The organism is Catellatospora bangladeshensis, from assembly GCF_016862575.1.
Lineage (GTDB): Bacteria > Actinomycetota > Actinomycetes > Mycobacteriales > Micromonosporaceae > Catellatospora > Catellatospora bangladeshensis.
This window is the reverse complement of the sequence record NZ_BONF01000001.1, coordinates 44,036-62,222: the sequence shown is the minus strand read 5'-3', so window position 1 is coordinate 62,222 and position 18,187 is coordinate 44,036. Positions and strand designations below refer to the sequence as shown.

Here is an 18,187-nt window from a genome sequence, read left to right as displayed (position 1 = left end):
GTTGCGATCCGGCCACGATCCCGCGCGCACCGGCCGAGGGACGGTGGCAGGGAGCAAGTCCGGTCAGCGGATGACGCCGCGGCGGCGGCCCTCGGCGGTGGCCGCGGTGCGGTTGTCCACGCCGAGCTTGGCGAAGACCTGCACCAGGTGCGATTTGACCGTGGCCTCGCTGATGAACAGCTGCCCGGCGATCGCCGAGTTGGAGTGGCCGCCCGCGACCAGTTGCAGCACCTGCGCCTCGCGCGGGGTCAGGCTGACCCCGGGCGCGCGTTCGCGCGAGGTGAGCCTGGTGGCCACCGAGGGCGCGAGGACCGTCTCCCCCGCCGCCGCCGCGCGCAGGGCCCGCAGCAGGTCGGCCGGTTCGGCATCCTTGAGCAGGTAGCCGATGGCGCCCGCCTCGATCGCGCGCAGGATGTCGGCGTCACTGTCGTACGTGGTCAGCACCAGCACCCGGGGCGGGCGGGGCAGCTCGCGTACCCGGGCGGTGGCCTGCGCGCCGTCCAGGCCGGGTCCGAGCTGCAGATCCATCAGCACGACGTCGGGCATGTGCGCGGCGGCCAGCCGCACCGCCTCCTCCCCGCTCGCGGCCTCGCCGACCACCCGCAGCCCGGGGTCGGCCTCCAGCGTGGCCCGCAGCCCGGCCCGCACGATCGGATGGTCGTCGACGACGAGCACGGTGATCATGACGGCTCCGCCGGGGGTGCGGGCAGCGGCGCGGTGGCGCTCACGGCGGTGCCCCGGCCGGGCGCGGACTCCACCACCAGCGCCCCGCCCACCTCGGCGAGGCGGCCGCTCATCGCGGACAGGCCGAGCCCGGTGCCGGCCGAGGGCGCGGCGGCGGGGCGCAGCGGGTCGAAGCCGACGCCGTCGTCGACCACGTCCACGCGTACCGCATCGGGCTGGAAGGCCAGGGTCACCACGACCGTGCCCGCCTGCGCGTGGGTACGCACGTTGGCCAGCGCGCCCTGTGCCGCGCGCAGCAGCGCGACCGCGACCGGGGTCGGGACCGCACCGGCCTCGCCGTCCACCACGAACCGCGCGTCGACGCCGAAGTGGCGTACGTCGCCCACTGCCCGCTCCAGCGCCTCGGGCAGCGAACGTCCCGTCAGCTCGGCCGGGGCCAGCGCGCGGACCAGCCGCCGGGTGTCCTCCAGCGCGCCGCGCGCCGCCTGCTCGGCGACCTCCAGCCGGGGACCGGGATCGGCGGCGTCGCGGGCGGCGCGCAGCAGCAGGATCACGCTGGACAGGTTCTGCGCCACGGTGTCGTGGATCTCGCGGGCCAGGCGCTCGCGTTCGGCGAGGATGCCCTCGCGGCGCTCGGTCGCGGCGAGCCGCTCCTGCGCGGCGGTCAGCTCGCGCACCAGTTCGGCGCGCGCCTCGCTCTCGCGGCGCAGCCGGCGGTAGACCGCGGTGATGACGATGGCCACGGCGGCGCCGAAGACGGGGCCGAGCACCGTGCCGGAGTCGAGGCCATCGCGGTGCAGGCCGCCCGCGGCGACGGCGCCCGCGGTGAGCGCGGCCACCCAGGGCAGGGCCTGCCTGGTCGGCAGCAGTTGCATGGTGAGCAGGTACAGCGCGAACGCCAGCCAGACGAAGGTCAGCGAGAGCGCGGTCAGCACGGCCCAGCCTGCGGTGAGCACGGCCAGCCACAGCATCGCGAGCCGGGGTCCGGCGGCGCGGCGCGACAGCGCCATGCCCACGGCGTACCAGCCGGCGACGGCGACGCCCGTCGCGACGACGGCCGGGCGGTGCCGCCCGTCCACCCACGCCTCGACCGCGCCCAGCGCCAGCAGCGCCGCGAAGAGCACGTGTTCGGCGCGGCGCAGCAGCGTCAGCGCGTCCGACCCTCGCTCCGCCCTGCTCATGAGGGGCGAGCGTAGCCGGGCCCGCCGGGTGCGGTGGCCTCGCCTCGGACCCGACGTCCACCGGGGGCGTGGTGGTGACGGGTTCGGGCCGGGCCGGCCCGGCGGTGAAACGGGGCCGGGGCGCGGCGCTGCCGCGCCCCGGTTGTCACCTGATGATCAGGCGACGACGCCGTCGACCTCGCGCTGAGCAACCTCGCGCTTGGCAACCTCGCGCCGCGCAACCTCGCGCTTCGCGACCTCCTTGGCGACCTCCATGATCACACCTCCTCCGCAGATCTTGACGGGCACGCGCCGTCCAGACCTCCGATGACTGCATGGTTTGTCACCGAAGGGGTCCAGCGGCTCGCGTTAGGGACTGTAGCGATTGTTGACTCAGCAGTGAAGCCTTTCAATGGTGATCTGTTGGCGAAGCGCTCTGAACTGTCCGAATAGACGGCAATGAGTGTCGGCGTGCCGACACAACAGGGCTCTCTCGATTGAAAACGGTATCTAAATCATTCTTACGACAATCACTGCATAGTGATCGCCAGGTATTGCGTCCTGTCGATCAGCTCTTCTAGCGTGGGGCGCGGACGGGACGAGTGTGTGGAGGTCCGTTGCCGATCCTGTGCACCGACGACTACCGCGCTCTGGCCCAGCCGAGGCTGCCCGCGGACGTCTGGGACTTCATCGACGGCGGCAGCGGCGCGGAGCTCACCCTCGACGCCAACCGCCGGCTGTTCGACCGCGCCCAGCTGCGCCCGCGCGTGCTGGTCGACGTCTCCGTCACCGACACCACCACCAAGCTGCTCGGCGGCGGGCTGGCCGCCCCGCTCGGCGTCGCGCCGGTGGCGTACCACCGCCTGGCGCACCCCGACGGGGAGGTCGCCACGGCGCGGGGGGCGGGCGCGACCGGGGCCCTGTTCGTGGTGAGCATCTTCGCCAGCCGCAGCCTGGAGGAGATCGCGGCGGCCGCGACCGGGCCGCTCTGGCTGCAGCTGTACTGGCTGCGCCGCCGCTCCGCACTGGCCGACCTGGCCCGCCGCGCCCAGGATGCGGGCTACCGCGCGCTGGTGCTCACCGTCGACGCGCCGCGCATCGGCCGCCGCCTGCGCGACCAGCGCAACAGCTTCGCCGTCGATCCCGCGATCCGCGCCGTCAACCTCGACGACGCGCTGATGGCCACCACCCACGAGCCGGTCGCCGGCGCCTCCGCCATCGCCGCCCACGCGGCGCAGACCTTCGACCCCAGCGTCACCTGGGCCGATCTGGCCTGGCTGCGCAGCCTCACCGACCTGCCGCTGGTGCTCAAGGGCGTGCTGACCGCCGAGGACGCGGACCGGGCTGTCGAGCACGGCGTCGACGCGATCATCGTGTCCAACCACGGCGGACGGCAGCTCGACGGCGCGGTGCCCGCACTGCGCGCGCTGCCCGAGGTGGTCGCGGCCGTTGCGGGCCGCTGCCCCGTGCTGCTGGACGGCGGCGTACGCCACGGCCGGGACGTCTTCGTGGCGCTGGCCCTGGGCGCGAGCGCGGTCCTGGTCGGCCGGCCCGCGCTGTGGGCGCTGGCGGTGGACGGCGCCGACGGGGTGGCGCACCTGCTGCGGCTGCTCGGCGAGGAGCTGGCGCACACCATGGCGCTGGCCGGGCGCCCCCGGCTGGCCGACATCGGCCGCGACGCGGTGCTCACCCCCGAGCGCGCGGACGTCTGAGGGAGCCGCTGTGGTGGAGCTGGTCAAGGAGGCGATGCACGCCTCGGTGAGCGACCCCGTCGCCGCCTCGATGAACTTCCTGAACGAGGTGGCGGGCCGCTACCCCGACGCGATCTCGCTGGCCGCCGGGCGGCCGTACGAGGGCTTCTACGACACCGCCGACATCACCCGTTACCTGGATCTCTACACCGGGCATCTGCGGGCGCAGGGGCAGACCGAGGAGCAGGTGCGCCGGGCGCTGATGCAGTACGGCCGCACCAACGGCCAGATCCACGGCCTGATCGCCCGGATGCTCGCCACGGACGAGGGCATCGAGGTGCCCGCCGAGGCGATCTCGGTCACCGCCGGCTGCCAGGAGGCCATGATCATGGCCCTGCGCGGCCTCTGCGCCACCCCGGACGACGTGCTGCTCGCCGCCGAGCCGTGCTACGTCGGCATCACCGGCGCGGCCCGGGTGCTGAACATCGACGTGGTCCCGGTGCCGGAGGACCCGGACGGCCTGGACCCCCGGCGGGTCGCCGAGGTCGCCCGCGCGGTACGGGCACAGGGCCGCCGGGCACGCGCGCTCTACCTGGTGCCGGACTTCTCGAACCCGTCGGGGCGCTGCCTGGACCTGCCCGCCCGGCGCGCGCTGCTGGACGTGGCCGAGGCCGAGGACCTGCTGATCCTGGAGGACGACCCGTACGGGCTGTTCGGCCTCGACGACCGCCCCCGGCCCCGGCTGAAGTCGCTGGACGAGCAGCAGCGGGTCATCTATCTGGGCTCGTTCGCCAAGTCGGTGTTCCCGGGCGCGCGCATCGGGTTCCTGGTCGCCGACCAGACCGTGGTCGACGCCACCGGGCGGCGCACGCTGCTGGCCGAGGAGCTGTCCACGATCAAGAGCATGGTCACCGTGAACACCTCCCCGATCGCGCAGGCGGTGGTCGGCGGGGTGCTGGTCGAGTCGGGCTGCAGCCTGAAGGCGGCCAACGTCGAGAAGATCGCCTTCTACCGGCGCAACCTGCGCCGCCTGCTGGACGCGCTCGACCGGCACCTGCCCGCGCCGTGGCGCGACGAGGCGGGCATCAGCTGGAACGTGCCCGCGGGCGGCTTCTTCGCCGTGCTGGACGTGCCGGTGGCCGCCGACGAGAAACTGCTGGAGGTCTCCGCCTCCCGGCACGGGGTGCTGTGGACGCCGATGAGCTTCTTCTACACCGACGGCGGCACCCACTCGCTGCGGCTGTCCTGCAGCGGCCTCGACCCGGACACCCTCGAAGAGGGCGTACGCCGCCTCGCCGCCCTCCTCCGCGACCAGATCGCCTGACCGCCCCACCCGGCACTTCCCACGCCCCGGGCCGCGACCTCCGCGTCCGGGGCGTCGCACGTGCGCCTCCGTCTCGATCGCCCGGCGGGCCGCAGTTTCGGGGAAAGTGCAGGTCGAGACGTGTTTCCGGGTGCACTTTCGGGGAAACCGCACCAATGGACACACCGACGAGGTTTCCCTCCTTGACAACTTTTATTGTCGGTGACATGGTGAGGCGAGATCCGGTGCCGTCCGGCGCGGATACCGACAAGGAGCAGGACCATGGGCGAGAACTTCGAGATCGTGCGCGAGGGCGAGCTGGCGACCACCCCGGAGGAGTACTGGGACGCCGTCACCACCGGCAACGGCGGCTGGCTGTGGCCGATGGAGTTCGAGCCACGGGTCGGCGGGGCGGCCGCGTTCGGCGGCACCATCACGGCGTGGGAGCCGCCGCACCACCTGTGCTCCCGGATGGACGGCGAGGACGGCTGGTTCAACCAGGTCGAGCACACCGTCGAGGGCCGCGAGGGCGGCCGGACCCGGTTCCGGTACGTGCACAGCGGCGTCTTCACCGACGACTGGGAGAACCAGTACGACGGCGCCGCCCAGCACACCGACTTCTACCTGCACACCCTCGGGCAGTACCTGGCCCACTTCAGCCACCGCCCGGTGGTCTACCTGTCCACCGACGCGCCCGCCGCGTCGAACTCGCCCGGCGGCTTCACCACGCTGCGCGCCGCGCTCGGCCTGACCGCGCAGACCAGCCAGGACGACACCGTCCAGGTGGCGCTGCCGCTCGGCGAGACCGAGGCGGTCGTGGACTACCTCCACCCGAACTTCATCGGCCTGCGCACCGGCAGCGCGATGTACCGGTTCTTCGGCCGCAACGCGTTCGGCGCGCCGGTGGGGGTGGCGGTGCACCACTTCGACGCGGACGCCGACGCCGCCGCCGAGCAGAAGGCCCTGGAGGAGTGGCTCACGGGCGTGTACGCCTGACCCGCCCCCGGGTCAGCCGGCGAACCAGGTACGCAGCTGCTGGGCGGCCTGGGCCAGGGCACGGCGGCCGGCCTCCAGCTCGCCGCCCATGCAGAAGAAGCCGTGCACCATCCCGTCGTAGCGGGTGAGGGTGACCGGCACGCCCTCGCGCCCGAGGCGGCGCGCGTACTCCTCGGCCTGGTCGCGCAGCGGGTCGTACTCCGCGGTGATGACCAGGGCCGGGGGCAGGCCGGTGAGCGTCTCGGCGCGCAGCGGGGAGGCCAGCGGGTCCAGCCCGTCCTCCGGCCGGGTCAGGTAGTTCGCCCAGTACCAGGCGACCGAGGTCGCGTTGAACAGGTACGGGTCGGTGCCGTCGCGCATGGACGCGGTGTGCGAGTGGTAGTCCGTGTTGGGGTACACCAGCAGCTGCCCGGCCAGCGGCAGGTCGCCGTCCGCGCGGGCGAGCAGGGTCACCGCGGCGGCCAGGTTGCCCCCGGCGCTGTCCCCGCCGACGGCGATGCGGGCCGGGTCGGCGCCCAGCTCGGCGGCGTGCTCGGCGACCCAGCGCACGGCCGCGTGGCAGTCGTGCACGGCGGCCGGGAAGCGGTGCTCCGGGGCGAGCCGGTAGCCGGCCGACACGACCAGGCAGCCGGTCGCGTTGGCGAGGCTGCGGCAGACCGCGTCGGAGGTGTCGATGGTGCCCAGGGTCCAGCCGCCGCCGAAGAAGTACACCAGCACGGGCAGCTCGGTGCCGGTGACCGGCCGGTAGATCCGGATCGGCAGCGGTCCGCCCGGCCCGGGGATCTCGCGGTCGGTCACCTCGGCGACGTGCTCCGGGTCGCCGCCGGACGCCTGGATCGAGGCCAGGTCGGCGGCGCGGGCCTCGTCCACCGACAGCGTGTAGAGCTGCGGGGTGCGGCTGGCCTCGCGGCGCGTGCGCATCGCCTGGACCTGCGGGTGAAGCGGCATCGACCTCTCCTGATCTCCTCGGGCCCGCTCAGCCGGTCGCGGTGGCGGCGTGTACGAAGTCCGCGTTGCGGGGATCGGTGTAGAGCTCCCGCAGCGTCGGCGCGAGCGGCAGCACCTCGATGTGCGCCGTGAACCAGTCGGCCAGCTCGGTGAGCCGCCGCCTTGCGGTGTCCAGGTCCGCGGTGTGCACGACGATCTCGCCCATCCGGGCGAACGTGTTGGCCGCGTTGCCCTGGATGCGCATGCCCTTCGGCACGAACAGCCGGGCATGCACCACGTCGGGCTGGGCGAGCACCTCGGCGGCGCTCGGATAGCCGAGCACGATCCCGGGCCGCAGCGGCAGGAAGGTGGCGGCGACGACGCCGTCGCGCGGCTGCGAACGCGCCGGGCCGACCGGCTCCAGCAGCGCGCGTACCCCGTCGGCGGCCAGGTCCACGCCGAACTTCCAGAGGATCTGGTCGCGGATCGGGCCGCCCGCGCGCCGGGCCGCGCACTCGCTGAACACCAGGCTGCCGTCGGGCCGCTGGAACAGCTCCATGTGGAAGACGCCGTCGGTCAGGCCCAGCGCCGACAGCGCCGCGCTCACCAGCGGCGAGGCCAGCTCGTAGGCGTCCTTGTCGGCGACCGGGTCGAGCAGGTACGTCTGCACGGGCGCCTTGTCCAGCACGGCGCTCAGGCAGGGCTGGGCATATCGGCCGAGGCTGAGGAAGCGCAGCTGCCCCTCGGACAGGTAGCCGTCGGCGAACCACTCCTCGCCGGTGACGAACTCCTCGACCACGAAGTTGCGCGCGGCGGTGCCCGCCGCGCGGCACTGCGCGCTGATCCGGGCCAGCTCCGCGTCGCCGCTCACCACGTGGGTCGACTGGGTGGCCATGCCCGCCACCGGCTTGACCACGGCCCGCGCGTAGGGCAGCCGGAAGCCGTCCGGCAGCTCGCGGATGTCGTCGATCAGCGTGCAGGCGGTGACCGGCAGCCCGGCCTCGCGCACCGCCTGCTTCTGCAGGAACTTGTCGCGGAACCGGGCGACCGTCTCCGGCGCCGGGCCGCGCGCGCCGAGCAGCCCGGCCAGCATCGCGGCGGTCATCAGCGCGGGGTCGTCGTAGGCGTACACCGCGTCGAAGGAGCCCGGGCCGAAGCCGGCCCGCAGCAGGCCGTTCACGGCGGCGTCGATGCTCTTGTGGTCGTCGACGAAGACGGTGCGCACCCCGTCCGGCAGCGGCAGGCCGCCGTCGCGGGTGGTCGCGCCGAGCAGCACGGTGACGTCCACATCGGAGGCTGCGGCGGCCAATGCGGGCAGGTCCGCACCCACCATGAGCAACCGCATCGAGCGAACCGCCTTCCCGGGTCGGACCGCGGCCGCACCCCGCGGATCGAAGGTCACCGTATCGACGGCGACCTGGCGTGTCCATAGCGCGACGGGGCGATACCGCTGGATGCTTCGATGCGGGAGGTTGCCTGCTGGTACAAATGTCGTGGCCGCATGAGGAGGAGCCGCCTTGTCCGTCGCGACGCCGAAGTCGCCCTGGCGCCGCCGGGCCGCCATCCCGGGCCTGGTCGCCGCGGAGGCGATCTCCGTCATCGGCGGCCGGATGTCGTTCCTGGCCATCCCCTGGCTGGTGCTGGTCACCACGGGCAGCCCGGTCAAGGTCGGCGTGGTCGCCGGGGCGGAGACGCTGGCCTATGTGCTGAGCGGGGTGCTCGCCGCGCCGCTGCAGGACCGGATCGGCTCGCGCACCACGTCGATCGTGTCAGACGGGGCGAGCGCGGTGGTGATGGGCGCGATCGCGCTGACCGGACAGCTCGGCTTCGGCGTGCTGATCGTGCTGTCCATGCTGGCGGGGGTGCTGCGCGCGCAGGCCGACCGGTCGAAGAACAACCTGCTCAAGCCGCTGATGGACGAGGCGAAGACGGACTTCGGCCGGGTGGCGGCCGCCCGCGAGGGCGTGCTGCGCACGTCCGGCCTGATCGGAGCGTCGGTGGGCGGGGTCGCCATCGCGGCGTTCGGCGCGGTCGGCGCGATCTGGGTCGACGCGCTCACCTTCCTGGCAGCCGCGGTGCTGGTGGTGTTCTTCATCCCGGACCCGGCGTCGCGCAAGGAGGGTGGGGCCGGGGCCGCCGCGCCGCACGAGCCGTACCTGACCGCGCTGCGGGGCGGGTTCACCTACTTCCGGAACGAGCCGCTGCTGCGGGCGGTGACCGGGATGCTGTTCTTCACCAACCTGTTCAACCAGGCCAGCGCCGTGGTGTTCGTGCCGATGTGGGTGCTCACCGTGCTGCACTCGCCGGTGGCGCTGGGTTCGGTGGCGGCGGCGTACGCCATCGGCATGATCGTGGGCAGTGTCGTGTTCGCGACGCTCGCGCCGTACCTGCCGCGCTACAGCGCGCTGGTCTTCGGCTATTTCGTGGGCGGCGCGCCCCGCTTCCTGATCTTCGCGATCAGCGACGACCTCACCGTGATCGTGATCGTGACGTTCCTGAGCGGCATGGTGATGTGCTCGGTGAACCCGACCGTCGGCGCGGTCATCTACCAGCGGGTGCCGGGTCCGATGCTGGCCCGCGCGGGCGGCATCATCACGGCCGTCGCGATGGCCGGCATCCCGCTCGGCGGCGTGCTGGCGGGCCTGGTCGTGGAGCGGCTGGGCCTGGTCAACGGGGTGCTGCTGGCCTCGCTGCTGTACTTCGCGGTCACCCTGACCCCGGTGATCCGGCACCGGGTGTGGCGCGAGCTGAACGACGCCGGGGCCCGCGCGCCCGCGGCCGACCGGACGGCCCCGCTGCCCAAGGGGTACGGGCTGGGCGCGGCGGCGCTCGGCCCGCGGGTGACGCTGCGCTACGCCGACGGCGGCTGGACCGTGCACGCCCGGCAGGGGCTGCGCACGCTGGCCCGGCGGCGGCCGGTGGCGCCGAAGGCCGCGCTGCACGCGCTGACCCGGATCGAGGTGCCGGCGGTGCACACGGCGGTGTCCGAACTGGTCAGTCGGGACCGCGACACCACGCGGCTGGAGGCCGCCCGGAAACGTACCGAACTGGCCCGGATGGAATACGTCATGAGCGACATAAATGCCGGATTGCGGGCCCCGCATCTGCCATGAAAAGCCCGAATATCGCCCCCTCCATTCACGTATCGACAGAGTTAAAGCGAACATTGCAAGTGCTTCGATCGGCTTGTTAGGCTCCGGATTCACCGGTCCGTCGGGGGCGCACGGATCGGGTTCCCAGCACCCTTCTGCGCGAGCACCTTCTGCGCGAGCAACTGGCGGAGCAGATCATGAGCAACACAGGTTGGGCAACCGGCGCGCCCCTGGCAGCCACCTCCGAGTGGGTCGACGAGCACCTGCTGCGCGGCGACGACCGCGAGGTGTGCCTGCACTTCGGATCTCCCGTGACCCGGGCCGCGCTGCGCGCCGCCGTCGCCGAGCGCGAGACCGCCCTGCGCGGGCTGGGCCTGGCCCGGGGCGGCTCGGTCGCGCTGCGCCTGCCGCCCTCCCTGGCGTACGCGGCCAACCTGCTCGCCGCGTGGCGGATCGGCGCGCAGGTCGCGCTGCTGGACCACCGGCTCACCGCGTACGAGACCGACCGCGCTCTGGAGCGGCTCCAGCCGCAGGTCCTGGTGGGCTTCACCGGCACCCTGCCCGGCGGGCTGCGCGCCTTCTACGACGTCACCGACGTGCCCGAGGCCCGGGACGGCCGTCCCGCCGAGACCGGGCATGCCGTGGTCCAGCTCAGCTCCGGCTCCACCGGCCCGTCCAAGGTCATCGCGCGTACCGCCGAGCAGCTCGTCGCCGAGGTCGACCGGTACACCCGCATCGACGGCGTGCCGCTGCCCGGCGAGCGGGTGGTGCTGCTGGCCTCGGTCGTGCACGTGCTCGGCCTGGTCGGCGGCCTGCTCTACTGCCTGCACGCGGGCACCGAGCTGGTGCTGCCCGAGCGGCTCACCGTGGACGCGATCCTGCGCGCGGTCGAGGCGGGCGACGCGCCGACCACGCTGCTCGGGGTGCCGTTCCACACCGAGCTGCTGGCGTCCAACCCGAACCCGCCGAAGCTGGCCCAGCTCAAGCGGATGACCACCGGCGGCGAGCTGGTGCGCGCCGAGGTGGCGCAGCGCTTCACCGACCGCTACGGCATCACGCTGGGCAACATGTACGGCATGACCGAGGTCGGGGTCATCGCCACCGACCTGTTCGGCGAGCACCGGCCCTCCCTCATGCCCGCGCCCGGCATCACCGTGCGGGAGCAGGACGGCGAGCTGCTCGTGGCGACGCCCGCGAGCCCGTACATCGGGCTGTCCGACCCGACCCGCTGGATCGACGGCTGGCTGCACACCAAGGACGCGGGCCGGGTCGACCCGGCCACCGGGCTGATGACCGTGCTCGGCCGGCTCGACTCGCAGGTGTCGGTGGGCGGCCTCAAGGTCGACCTGACCGAGGTGGAGCACACTCTGGCCGCGCTGCCGGGCGTGGAGGGGGCGGTGGTCGTCTACGACGGCGGCATCGAAGCCTTCGCCGTGGTGCCCGACCCCGGCGCGGCGGCGGCACTGGAGGGCGAGCTGGCCGTGCGGCTGGCCCCGTACAAGCGGCCGCGCGTGCTGCACATCGTCGAGCAGCTGCCCCGCACCGCGACCGGCAAGCTGGTCCGCGACCGCGCGGTGCTCCGCACGGCGGAGCCGAAGCCGGCCCCATGAGCCCCGGAGCGGCCCTCCGCCGTGTCCGTCAAGCCACCCGACCGCAGCCGATCCGGGCCCGCCGGGCCGTCAACCATGGAAGGAATCCGCTATGAGTGCCGAGGTGCGCCAGTTCGTGATCGACGCGATCGCGGCGATGAACTACCCGATCGACGACGTCGACGCCGACACCCCGCTCGGCTCCGCCGGGGTGGACCTGGAGTCGCTGGCCGTCGCCGAGCTCGCGGTGCGGGTCGAGGACGCCTACGGCGTGACCTTCACCGACGAGGAGTCCGAGCAGATGGCGGCGATGACCGTCGGCGAGTTCGCCGAGGCCGTCGCGCAGCGCGCCGAGCTGGCGAGCGCGTAGTGACCACCCGTTCCGCGCCGGGCCGGGACGACGTGGTGAGCATGCTCGCCACGTACGGCGAGCGCACGCCGGAGCAGGTGCGCGACCGCATCGACTCCCTGGAACTGGCCTGGCTGATCCACCAGGTCGAGCAGCGCTACGGCGTGGTGCTCGACCTCGACGACGACCTGCTGATGCGGATGACCTCGGTGGACGGCGCGGTCGTCGTGCTCGGCGAGGCGCTCGCGGAGCGGGCCGGTGACTGAAGCGCGCCCGGCCGCGGCGACCCGGCGGCACGACCGGCCACAGGTCGTGCTCACCGGGCTGTCGGCGGTCAGCGCGTACGGCCGGGGAAACCAGGCCCTGCTCGACGGCGTCCTGGCGGGGCGGCCGGCGTTCGCGCCGGTCACCCGCTTCGACGTCGAGGACCGCCGGGTCCGGGTCGGCGCGCTGCTGCCCGGCGATCCGTCCCTGGTCGACGAGCTGCTGTCGGTGGTGGACGAGGCCTGCGCACAGGCCGGGCTGTCCACCGCCGACCGCGCCGCGACCCGGCTGCTGCTTGCCGTGCACGGCGACCCGGACGGCTCCCGGCCCCGCGCGGCGGGTGCCGCGACGCCGCGCGTCCCCGCGATGCGGCGGGCGCCGGACGACGCTGCATGGCAGGCCCCATCCGGTGCCGGCGGCTTCGCCGCAATGGTCGCGGCCAAGGCCGGACTGGCCATGCGGCCCCGCACTTACACGAGCGCCTGTGTCGCGGCGAGCACCGCCGTCGCCGACGCGGCCGCCATGATCACGGCGGGTGACGCGGAGCGGCTGGTCGTGGCCGCCGGTTACCTGGTCGATCCGGACCAGTTCGCGCTGTTCGACGCGGGCCGGGCGCTGGCCGCCGACGGTGCCGTGCGGCCGTTCAGCGCCGGGCGCAAGGGGCTGCTGCTCGGCGACGGGGTGGCGGCGGTGGTCCTGGAATCGGACCGCGCCGCGCGCGCCCGTAAGGCCGAGGTGCTGGCCGCGGTGCACGGCTGGGGCCGGGCGGGCGACGGCTACCACGTGGTACAGCCGCGGCCCGACGGCGCCGGGCTGGCCCGCGCGATCGGCGCCGCGCTGGACCGGGCCGGGTTCGCCCCGGCCGAGATCGGCTACGTGAACGCGCACGGCTCCGGCTCGGCGGCCAGCGACGCCGGTGAGGCCGCCGCGCTGCACCGGGCGCTGGGCGGGCATGCCGCGCGGGTGCCGATCAGCTCCACCAAGTCGCTGCACGGGCAGGCGCTGGAGGCGTCACCGCTGCTGGAGCTGGTGACCACGGTGCTGACCATGCGCGCCGGGCTGCTGCCGGTGAACGCGGGCTTCCTGGAGCCCGACCCCGGCTGCGAGCTGCGGCTGATCACGGGCGAGCCGCTGGCCGCGCGCCCGGCGTACGCGCTGAGCCTCAACGCCGCCTTCGGCGGCGCCAACACGGCCCTGGTGATCGGCGTATGAGCAGCCGGACCACCTCCCCCACGCACGCGGTGCCCGGCCTCGTCGAACTGGCCCGCGGCAGCTGGCCGGAGTCCCCCGCCGACGCCGAGCCGCCGCAGCTGGCCGGCTTCGTGCTGTCCTCGTTCAGCCCGCTCGTCGCCGAGGCCGCCCGCCGGTGCCTGACCGCCGCGTACGGGCAGCCGCCCGCCGACCCGGCCCGCGGCGCGCGTACCGCGGTGATCATCTCGTCCTGCTCCGGCGACGCGACGACCGCCGCGGCGGTGGCCCGTGCGGTCGCCGCCGGGCAGCGGCTCGGACCGCTGCTGTTCTTCCAGGCCGTGCCCAACGCGGTGGCCGGCTACGTGGCGGCGCGGTGGGAGCTGGGCGGGCCGGTGGTCTCGCTGAGCCCGGACGGCGGCGCCGACCCGGTGCCGGAGTCCCTGGCCGAGGGGCTGTCCGCGGCGTCGCTGCTGATCCGCGACGGCGACGCCGACGAGGCCCTGGTCATCGTGGCCGAGCAGGCCACCGACGACGGCGGGCGCGACCGCGCGCTGGCCGTGCTCGTACGAAGCAGCGACATCACCGAGTAGCGAGTAGAGGGAGTGCAGCGATGTCCAGCACCAACCTGCGGGCGATCCTCGCCGCCGACGCCGACCTCGGCGCCGGGAACGTCATCACCCGGTTGCTGGCGCACGGCGCCGACCCGGCCGGGCCGGGGCTGACCTTCGACGTCGACGTCGACGGGCACCCGGCCTGGGAGCCGCTCACGCTGGGACAGCTCGACGAGCGGGTCGCCGCCCGCGCCGCGTGGCTGCACCAGCGCGGCATCGGCTGGCGCGACCCGGTGGCCGTCTACACCAGCACGTCGGCCGACGTGGTGCTGAGCTTCCTCGCCCTCAACCGGCTCGGCGCGATCCCGGCGCTGCTCAACGGCAACCTCAGCGGTGAGATCGCGGCCGAGTACATCCGCCGCCTGCGCGCCGTGGGCGTGCTGACCGACGCCAAGCACGCCGCGCTGCTGGAGGGCCGCGACTTCGGCTCGCGCCTGCTGGGCGACGTCTCCGAGATGGGCACCGGGGACCCGGCCCAGGCGCCCGCGGTGTACCGGCACCACCCGGACGACCCGATCTCGATCACGCACTCCTCGGGCACCACCGGCCTGCCGAAGGCGATCGTGCACTCGCACACCACGCTGTTCGCGGCCACCCGCAAGATCCGCCTGTCCGGCCCGCGCGCGCAGGGCACCGAGCGCGTGGTGTGCGCGCTGCCCGCCGCCCACACGGCCGGCATCCTGTCCATCAACCAGGCCCTGTGCAACCGGGCCGAACTGGTGTTCCTGTCCTCCCAGCGGGGCGACTACGTGCTCGACGCGATCGAGCGCTACAAGCCGACCGGCGTCTTCGGCTTCGCGGTCACCTGGGCCGACATGGCCCGCCACGACCTGACCAAGCGCGACATCGACTCGGTGGCGATCTGGTTCAACACCGGCGACTGCGCGCACGAGGCGCACATCCGGCCGCTGGTGAACGTGGGCAGCCGCAACACCGTCACCCGTGAGGGGGTGACCCGGGTGAAGGGCTCGATGTTCATCGACGGCATCGGCTCCACCGAGATGGGCCACTCCGCCTTCCACATCACCCACCGGCTGGACACCGACCGCTACGACCGCTGCATCGGCCGCCCGCACGTGTTCGCCGACGTCGCGGTGCTCGACGACGAGGGCGAGCCGGTCGGGCCGGGCACGGTGGGCCACCTCGGCCTGAAGTCGCCCACGGTGACGCTGGGCTACTGGAACGACTCGGTGACCACGTTCCGCACCCGCCAGCGCGGCTACTACCTCACCGGCGACCTCGTGTACTACGACGAGGACGGCTACTACTACCACGTGGACCGCGCGGTGGACTCCGTCGTGCTGGACGGCGGGCACTGGCTGCACACCTCGCTCACCGAGGAGAAGATCCTCGCCTCCTGCCCGGACGTACTCGACTGCACCGTGGTCGCGGTACGCGAGAACGGCATCGTGGTCACCGACGTGCTGCTCCTGCTGCGCCCCGAGGCCGACGCGGCGGCGGACCGGCGGGCGGCCGTGGTCGCGGCGCTGGGCGAGCACGCGGCGCCGACGCTGCGCGCGATCAACGCGGTGCACGACGAGGACATCCCGACCGGCGCGACCGGCAAGGTGCGCAAGCTGGTGCTGCGCGAGCGGGCGCTGGCAGGTGCCGCGTGACGGACAGCAGCCGCCCTGACATCGTCGTCACGGGCATCGGCCTGGTCACCCCGGTCGGGCAGGAGCTCGACCAGATCTTCGACGCGCTGTGCGGCGGGCGCTCCGGGATCGTCGCCACACCCGAGGGGCATCCCGCGCAGGGGTCCCTGGAGGTGATGGGCAAGGGCCCGGACATCGACGCGGCCGACGTGCTGCCCGGCCCGGAGTCGCGCACGCTCGACCGGTACATCGTGCACGCGCTGGTCGCCGCGGAGCAGGCGATGGCCGACGCGGACCTGGTCGTCGGGCGGGACGTGGACCCGTACCGGGCGGCCACCGTGGTGTCCGGCACCGGCGGACTGGCCACCCTGGAGTCGCAGGTGGTGACCCGCACCCAGCAGGGCCGCTTCGGGGTGAGCCCGTATCTGCTGCCGGGCATGCTGCCGAACATGGCCACCGCGCGCATCGCCATCAAGTACGACCTGCGCGGCTACAGCTCGTCGATCGGCACCGCGTGCGCCGCCGGGGCGCAGTCGATCGCCGAGGGCATGCGCATCCTGCGCAACAACGAGGCCGACGTGGTGCTGGTGGGCTGCGGCGAGGCGCCGCTGTTCCCCACCCTGGCCGACACCTTCCACAACACCCGGGCGCTGGCCCGGGGCTGGGCCAAGGACCCGACCGCCGCGAGCCGGCCGTTCGACAAACGCCGCAACGGGCTGGTGCTGGCCGAGGGGGCGGGGGTGTTCGTGCTGGAGCGGGCCGCCGACGCCGACGCGCGCGGGCGTGCGGCGTACGCCACGCTGCACGGCTGGGGGGCGACCACGGACGCCCACCACCCGACGACGCCCCGCCCCGACGGCGACGCGCAGGCCGAGGCCATGCGCCGGGCGCTGGCGGACGCGGGGCTCGGCCCGGCCGACATCGGCTACCTGAACGCCCACGCGACCAGCACGAAGATGGGCGACGTGGCGGAGTCGGCGGCGATCGGCCGGGTGTTCGCCGGGGCGATGCCGGCGGTCAGCTCCAACAAGGGGGTCACCGGGCACATGCTCGGCGCCTCGGGGGTGATCGAGGCGGCCGCCACGGCGCTGGCGGTCGGCCGCGGCTTGCTGCCGCCCACGGTCAACCTCGACGAGCCCGATCCGGCGTGCGATCTCGACCATATTCGCGGTAAGGCTCGACAAAATCCGATCGATTTCGCGCTGTCCAATTCATTCGGATTCGGCGGTCACAATGTGAGCCTTGTCCTGGGTCGGCCCACCACCAGACTCAGCCGTTTTGCCGAGTGAGGCATCGCCGGAAAGTTTGCATCAGACAACATACTGTCTCAGTTAAATATTTGCCTGGATAGGTATTGAGAGACGTCTGCACAACCCGCTAGCGTGACAGATGACGGCCTTCCGCCGGAGCAGTCGGCTCCGGTGGGACGGCCGTGACGAGGGACGTCACAGGGGCACGACGGCCAATCGGATCATCGGGGGTTCATTCGGCGTGCGCGAAAACACGCCGGGGCGAACCCCGATCCGTGGACCCGTTCCGCGCCCCACCTGGCGGGGATCGAGTCCTGGCAATACGTGCGACACAGGACAGCGACCGCCAAGGGGTAGGTAGGAATGAACATTCTCGGCATCGACCACCTGGAGTTCTACGTCGGTGACGCCCGGCAGACGGCCTACTATCTGTGCACCGCGTTCGGCTTCCGGGTCTGCGGGCAGGGTGGTCCGCAGACCGGTCTGACCGGGCAGCGCTCGCTGCTGCTGCAGCACGGCGACATCCGCATCGTGCTGACCTCCGGCCTGGTGCCGGAGCATCCGGCGACGCAGTATGTCGGCCGGCACGGCGACGGCGTGGCGATCATCGCGTTCCAGACCGACGACGCGACCGGGCTCTACGAGGCGGTGGTGTCCCGCGGGGCCGCCGCACTGGCCGGGCCGCAGGTGCACGAGAACGCCGACGGGCGGGTCGTCACCGCGAGCGTGTCAGGCTTCGGCGACGTCACCCACCGCCTGGTGGAGCGGCACGGCAACCCGTGGGAGTTCCTCCCCGGGACGTTCGAGATGACCCTGCCGGAGCAGTCGTTCGACGCCGACCTGCTGCGGGTCATCGACCACTGCGCGATCTGCGTGCCCGCCGGGGAGCTGGGCGCCACCTCGCGCTACTACCAGGACGTCTTCGGCTTCGCGGAGATCTTCGAGGAGTACATCGAGGTCGGCGGCCAGGGCATGGACTCCAAGGTGGTGCAGAGCCAGTCCCGGCAGGTGACGTTCACCCTGATCGAGCCGGACCTGTCGCGTAAGCCGGGCCAGATCGACGACTTCCTCTCCTGGCACGCCGGCGCCGGGGTGCAGCACGTGGCGTTCCGCACCGACGACATCGTCACCGCCGTGCGCACCTTCGCCGAGAAGGGGGTCGGCTTCCTGAGCACGCCGCAGGCGTACTTCGACGCGCTGGAGCAGCGGCTGGGCAGCGTCGACCTGCCCATCGCCGAGCTGCGCAGCCTCGGGGTGCTGGTCGACACCGACCACTACGGCCAGCTCTACCAGATCTTCACGCAGTCCATGCACGTGCGCCGGACGCTGTTCCTGGAGCTGATCGAGCGGCACGGCGCGCTGACCTTCGGCAGCAGCAACATCAAGGCGCTGTACGAGGCCAAGGAGCGTGAGCTGGCCCGGCCGGGCGACGCAGCAGCAGAAGCCGCGCCCCGGCCCGCCGGACTGGCCGCCGCCTGAGACCGG

Annotated in this window: 16 protein-coding genes; 12 read left to right on the top strand and 4 right to left on the bottom strand. The window is 73.3% G+C overall.

Annotation, left to right across the window (positions count from 1 at the left end):
- Nucleotides 1-63: 63 nt before the first annotated feature.
- Together Cba03nite_RS00270 and Cba03nite_RS00265 are read right to left on the bottom strand one after the other, a co-directional pair.
- On the bottom strand, nt 64-684 hold the full coding sequence (locus tag Cba03nite_RS00270) for a response regulator (protein ID WP_203740283.1): 621 nt from the start codon (nt 682-684) through the stop codon (nt 64-66).
- Nucleotides 681-1,865 (bottom strand): sensor histidine kinase, encoded by a 1,185-nt coding sequence (locus tag Cba03nite_RS00265; RefSeq protein ID WP_203740281.1) that lies wholly within the window; start codon nt 1,863-1,865, stop codon nt 681-683. The genes Cba03nite_RS00270 and Cba03nite_RS00265 overlap by 4 nt, the downstream gene beginning before the upstream one ends.
- 602 nt (nt 1,866-2,467) lie before the next feature.
- Between Cba03nite_RS00265 and Cba03nite_RS00260 the strand changes: the two genes are divergently transcribed.
- The 3 genes from Cba03nite_RS00260 to Cba03nite_RS00250 all read left to right on the top strand — a co-directional run bounded on the left by Cba03nite_RS00260 (nt 2,468) and on the right by Cba03nite_RS00250 (nt 5,834).
- Nucleotides 2,468-3,556, top strand: a complete 1,089-nt coding sequence (locus Cba03nite_RS00260) for an alpha-hydroxy acid oxidase (RefSeq protein WP_373315709.1) — start codon at nt 2,468-2,470, stop codon at nt 3,554-3,556.
- A gap of 34 nt (nt 3,557-3,590) precedes the next feature.
- Nucleotides 3,591-4,859 carry an aminotransferase-like domain-containing protein gene (locus Cba03nite_RS00255; protein ID WP_239125359.1) on the top strand — a complete coding sequence of 423 codons (1,269 nt, stop codon included), beginning with the start codon at nt 3,591-3,593 and terminating at the stop codon, nt 4,857-4,859.
- 261 nt (nt 4,860-5,120) lie between these two features.
- Entirely contained in the window at nt 5,121-5,834 is a 714-nt protein-coding gene (locus tag Cba03nite_RS00250) for an SRPBCC family protein (RefSeq protein ID WP_203740279.1), read from the top strand.
- 12 nt (nt 5,835-5,846) lie between these two features.
- Here the strand turns inward: Cba03nite_RS00250 and lipP1 are convergent, their stop codons facing one another.
- Entirely contained in the window at nt 5,847-6,782 is a 936-nt protein-coding gene (lipP1, locus tag Cba03nite_RS00245; protein ID WP_203740277.1) for a LipP1 family hormone-sensitive lipase, read from the bottom strand.
- A 28-nt stretch (nt 6,783-6,810) separates the two neighbouring features.
- Entirely contained in the window at nt 6,811-8,106 is a 1,296-nt protein-coding gene (locus tag Cba03nite_RS00240) for an ATP-grasp domain-containing protein (protein ID WP_203740275.1), read from the bottom strand.
- Nucleotides 8,107-8,278: 172 nt separating this feature from the next.
- On the opposite strand from Cba03nite_RS00240, the gene Cba03nite_RS00235 reads away from it, so the two are divergent.
- The 9 genes from Cba03nite_RS00235 to hppD all read left to right on the top strand — a co-directional run bounded on the left by Cba03nite_RS00235 (nt 8,279) and on the right by hppD (nt 18,181).
- A complete protein-coding gene (locus tag Cba03nite_RS00235; RefSeq protein ID WP_203740273.1) occupies nt 8,279-9,874 on the top strand; it encodes an MFS transporter in 1,596 nt (531 codons plus the stop codon).
- A 176-nt stretch (nt 9,875-10,050) separates the two neighbouring features.
- The gene (locus Cba03nite_RS00230) at nt 10,051-11,463 is read left to right on the top strand and encodes a class I adenylate-forming enzyme family protein (protein ID WP_203740271.1); all 1,413 of its coding nucleotides are present in this window, start codon (nt 10,051-10,053) and stop codon (nt 11,461-11,463) included.
- A 91-nt stretch (nt 11,464-11,554) separates the two neighbouring features.
- Nucleotides 11,555-11,812, top strand: a complete 258-nt coding sequence (locus tag Cba03nite_RS00225) for an acyl carrier protein (protein WP_203740269.1) — start codon at nt 11,555-11,557, stop codon at nt 11,810-11,812.
- A 41-nt stretch (nt 11,813-11,853) separates the two neighbouring features.
- A complete protein-coding gene (locus Cba03nite_RS00220; RefSeq protein WP_203740445.1) occupies nt 11,854-12,057 on the top strand; it encodes a hypothetical protein in 204 nt (67 codons plus the stop codon).
- Entirely contained in the window at nt 12,050-13,267 is a 1,218-nt protein-coding gene (locus tag Cba03nite_RS00215; protein ID WP_203740267.1) for a beta-ketoacyl-[acyl-carrier-protein] synthase family protein, read from the top strand. The genes Cba03nite_RS00220 and Cba03nite_RS00215 overlap by 8 nt, the downstream gene beginning before the upstream one ends.
- Complete coding sequence (locus Cba03nite_RS00210; protein ID WP_203740265.1) at nt 13,264-13,836, top strand: beta-ketoacyl synthase chain length factor; 573 nt, start codon at nt 13,264-13,266, stop codon at nt 13,834-13,836. The genes Cba03nite_RS00215 and Cba03nite_RS00210 overlap by 4 nt, the downstream gene beginning before the upstream one ends.
- Nucleotides 13,837-13,856: 20 nt before the next feature.
- The gene (locus Cba03nite_RS00205) at nt 13,857-15,473 is read left to right on the top strand and encodes a class I adenylate-forming enzyme family protein (RefSeq protein ID WP_203740263.1); all 1,617 of its coding nucleotides are present in this window, start codon (nt 13,857-13,859) and stop codon (nt 15,471-15,473) included.
- On the top strand, nt 15,470-16,741 hold the full coding sequence (locus tag Cba03nite_RS00200; RefSeq protein WP_239125348.1) for a beta-ketoacyl-[acyl-carrier-protein] synthase family protein: 1,272 nt from the start codon (nt 15,470-15,472) through the stop codon (nt 16,739-16,741). The genes Cba03nite_RS00205 and Cba03nite_RS00200 overlap by 4 nt, the downstream gene beginning before the upstream one ends.
- A 324-nt stretch (nt 16,742-17,065) precedes the next feature.
- A complete protein-coding gene (hppD, locus tag Cba03nite_RS00195; protein WP_203740261.1) occupies nt 17,066-18,181 on the top strand; it encodes a 4-hydroxyphenylpyruvate dioxygenase in 1,116 nt (371 codons plus the stop codon).
- Nucleotides 18,182-18,187: the final 6 nt, after the last annotated feature.

What these genes read in the sequence shown, in the direction of transcription:
- Cba03nite_RS00270 (WP_203740283.1), bottom strand. Translation starts at nt 684, where the DNA reads ATGATCACCGTGCTCGTCGTCGACGACCATCCGATCGTGCGGGCCGGG.
- Cba03nite_RS00220 (WP_203740445.1), top strand. Translation starts at nt 11,854, where the DNA reads ATGCTCGCCACGTACGGCGAGCGCACGCCGGAGCAGGTGCGCGACCGC.
- Cba03nite_RS00230 (WP_203740271.1), top strand. Translation starts at nt 10,051, where the DNA reads ATGAGCAACACAGGTTGGGCAACCGGCGCGCCCCTGGCAGCCACCTCC.
- Cba03nite_RS00210 (WP_203740265.1), top strand. Translation starts at nt 13,264, where the DNA reads ATGAGCAGCCGGACCACCTCCCCCACGCACGCGGTGCCCGGCCTCGTC.
- Cba03nite_RS00250 (WP_203740279.1), top strand. Translation starts at nt 5,121, where the DNA reads ATGGGCGAGAACTTCGAGATCGTGCGCGAGGGCGAGCTGGCGACCACC.
- lipP1 (WP_203740277.1), bottom strand. Translation starts at nt 6,782, where the DNA reads ATGCCGCTTCACCCGCAGGTCCAGGCGATGCGCACGCGCCGCGAGGCC.
- Cba03nite_RS00255 (WP_239125359.1), top strand. Translation starts at nt 3,591, where the DNA reads ATGCACGCCTCGGTGAGCGACCCCGTCGCCGCCTCGATGAACTTCCTG.
- hppD (WP_203740261.1), top strand. Translation starts at nt 17,066, where the DNA reads ATGAACATTCTCGGCATCGACCACCTGGAGTTCTACGTCGGTGACGCC.
- Cba03nite_RS00240 (WP_203740275.1), bottom strand. Translation starts at nt 8,106, where the DNA reads ATGCGGTTGCTCATGGTGGGTGCGGACCTGCCCGCATTGGCCGCCGCA.
- Cba03nite_RS00205 (WP_203740263.1), top strand. Translation starts at nt 13,857, where the DNA reads ATGTCCAGCACCAACCTGCGGGCGATCCTCGCCGCCGACGCCGACCTC.
- Cba03nite_RS00225 (WP_203740269.1), top strand. Translation starts at nt 11,555, where the DNA reads ATGAGTGCCGAGGTGCGCCAGTTCGTGATCGACGCGATCGCGGCGATG.
- Cba03nite_RS00265 (WP_203740281.1), bottom strand. Translation starts at nt 1,865, where the DNA reads ATGAGCAGGGCGGAGCGAGGGTCGGACGCGCTGACGCTGCTGCGCCGC.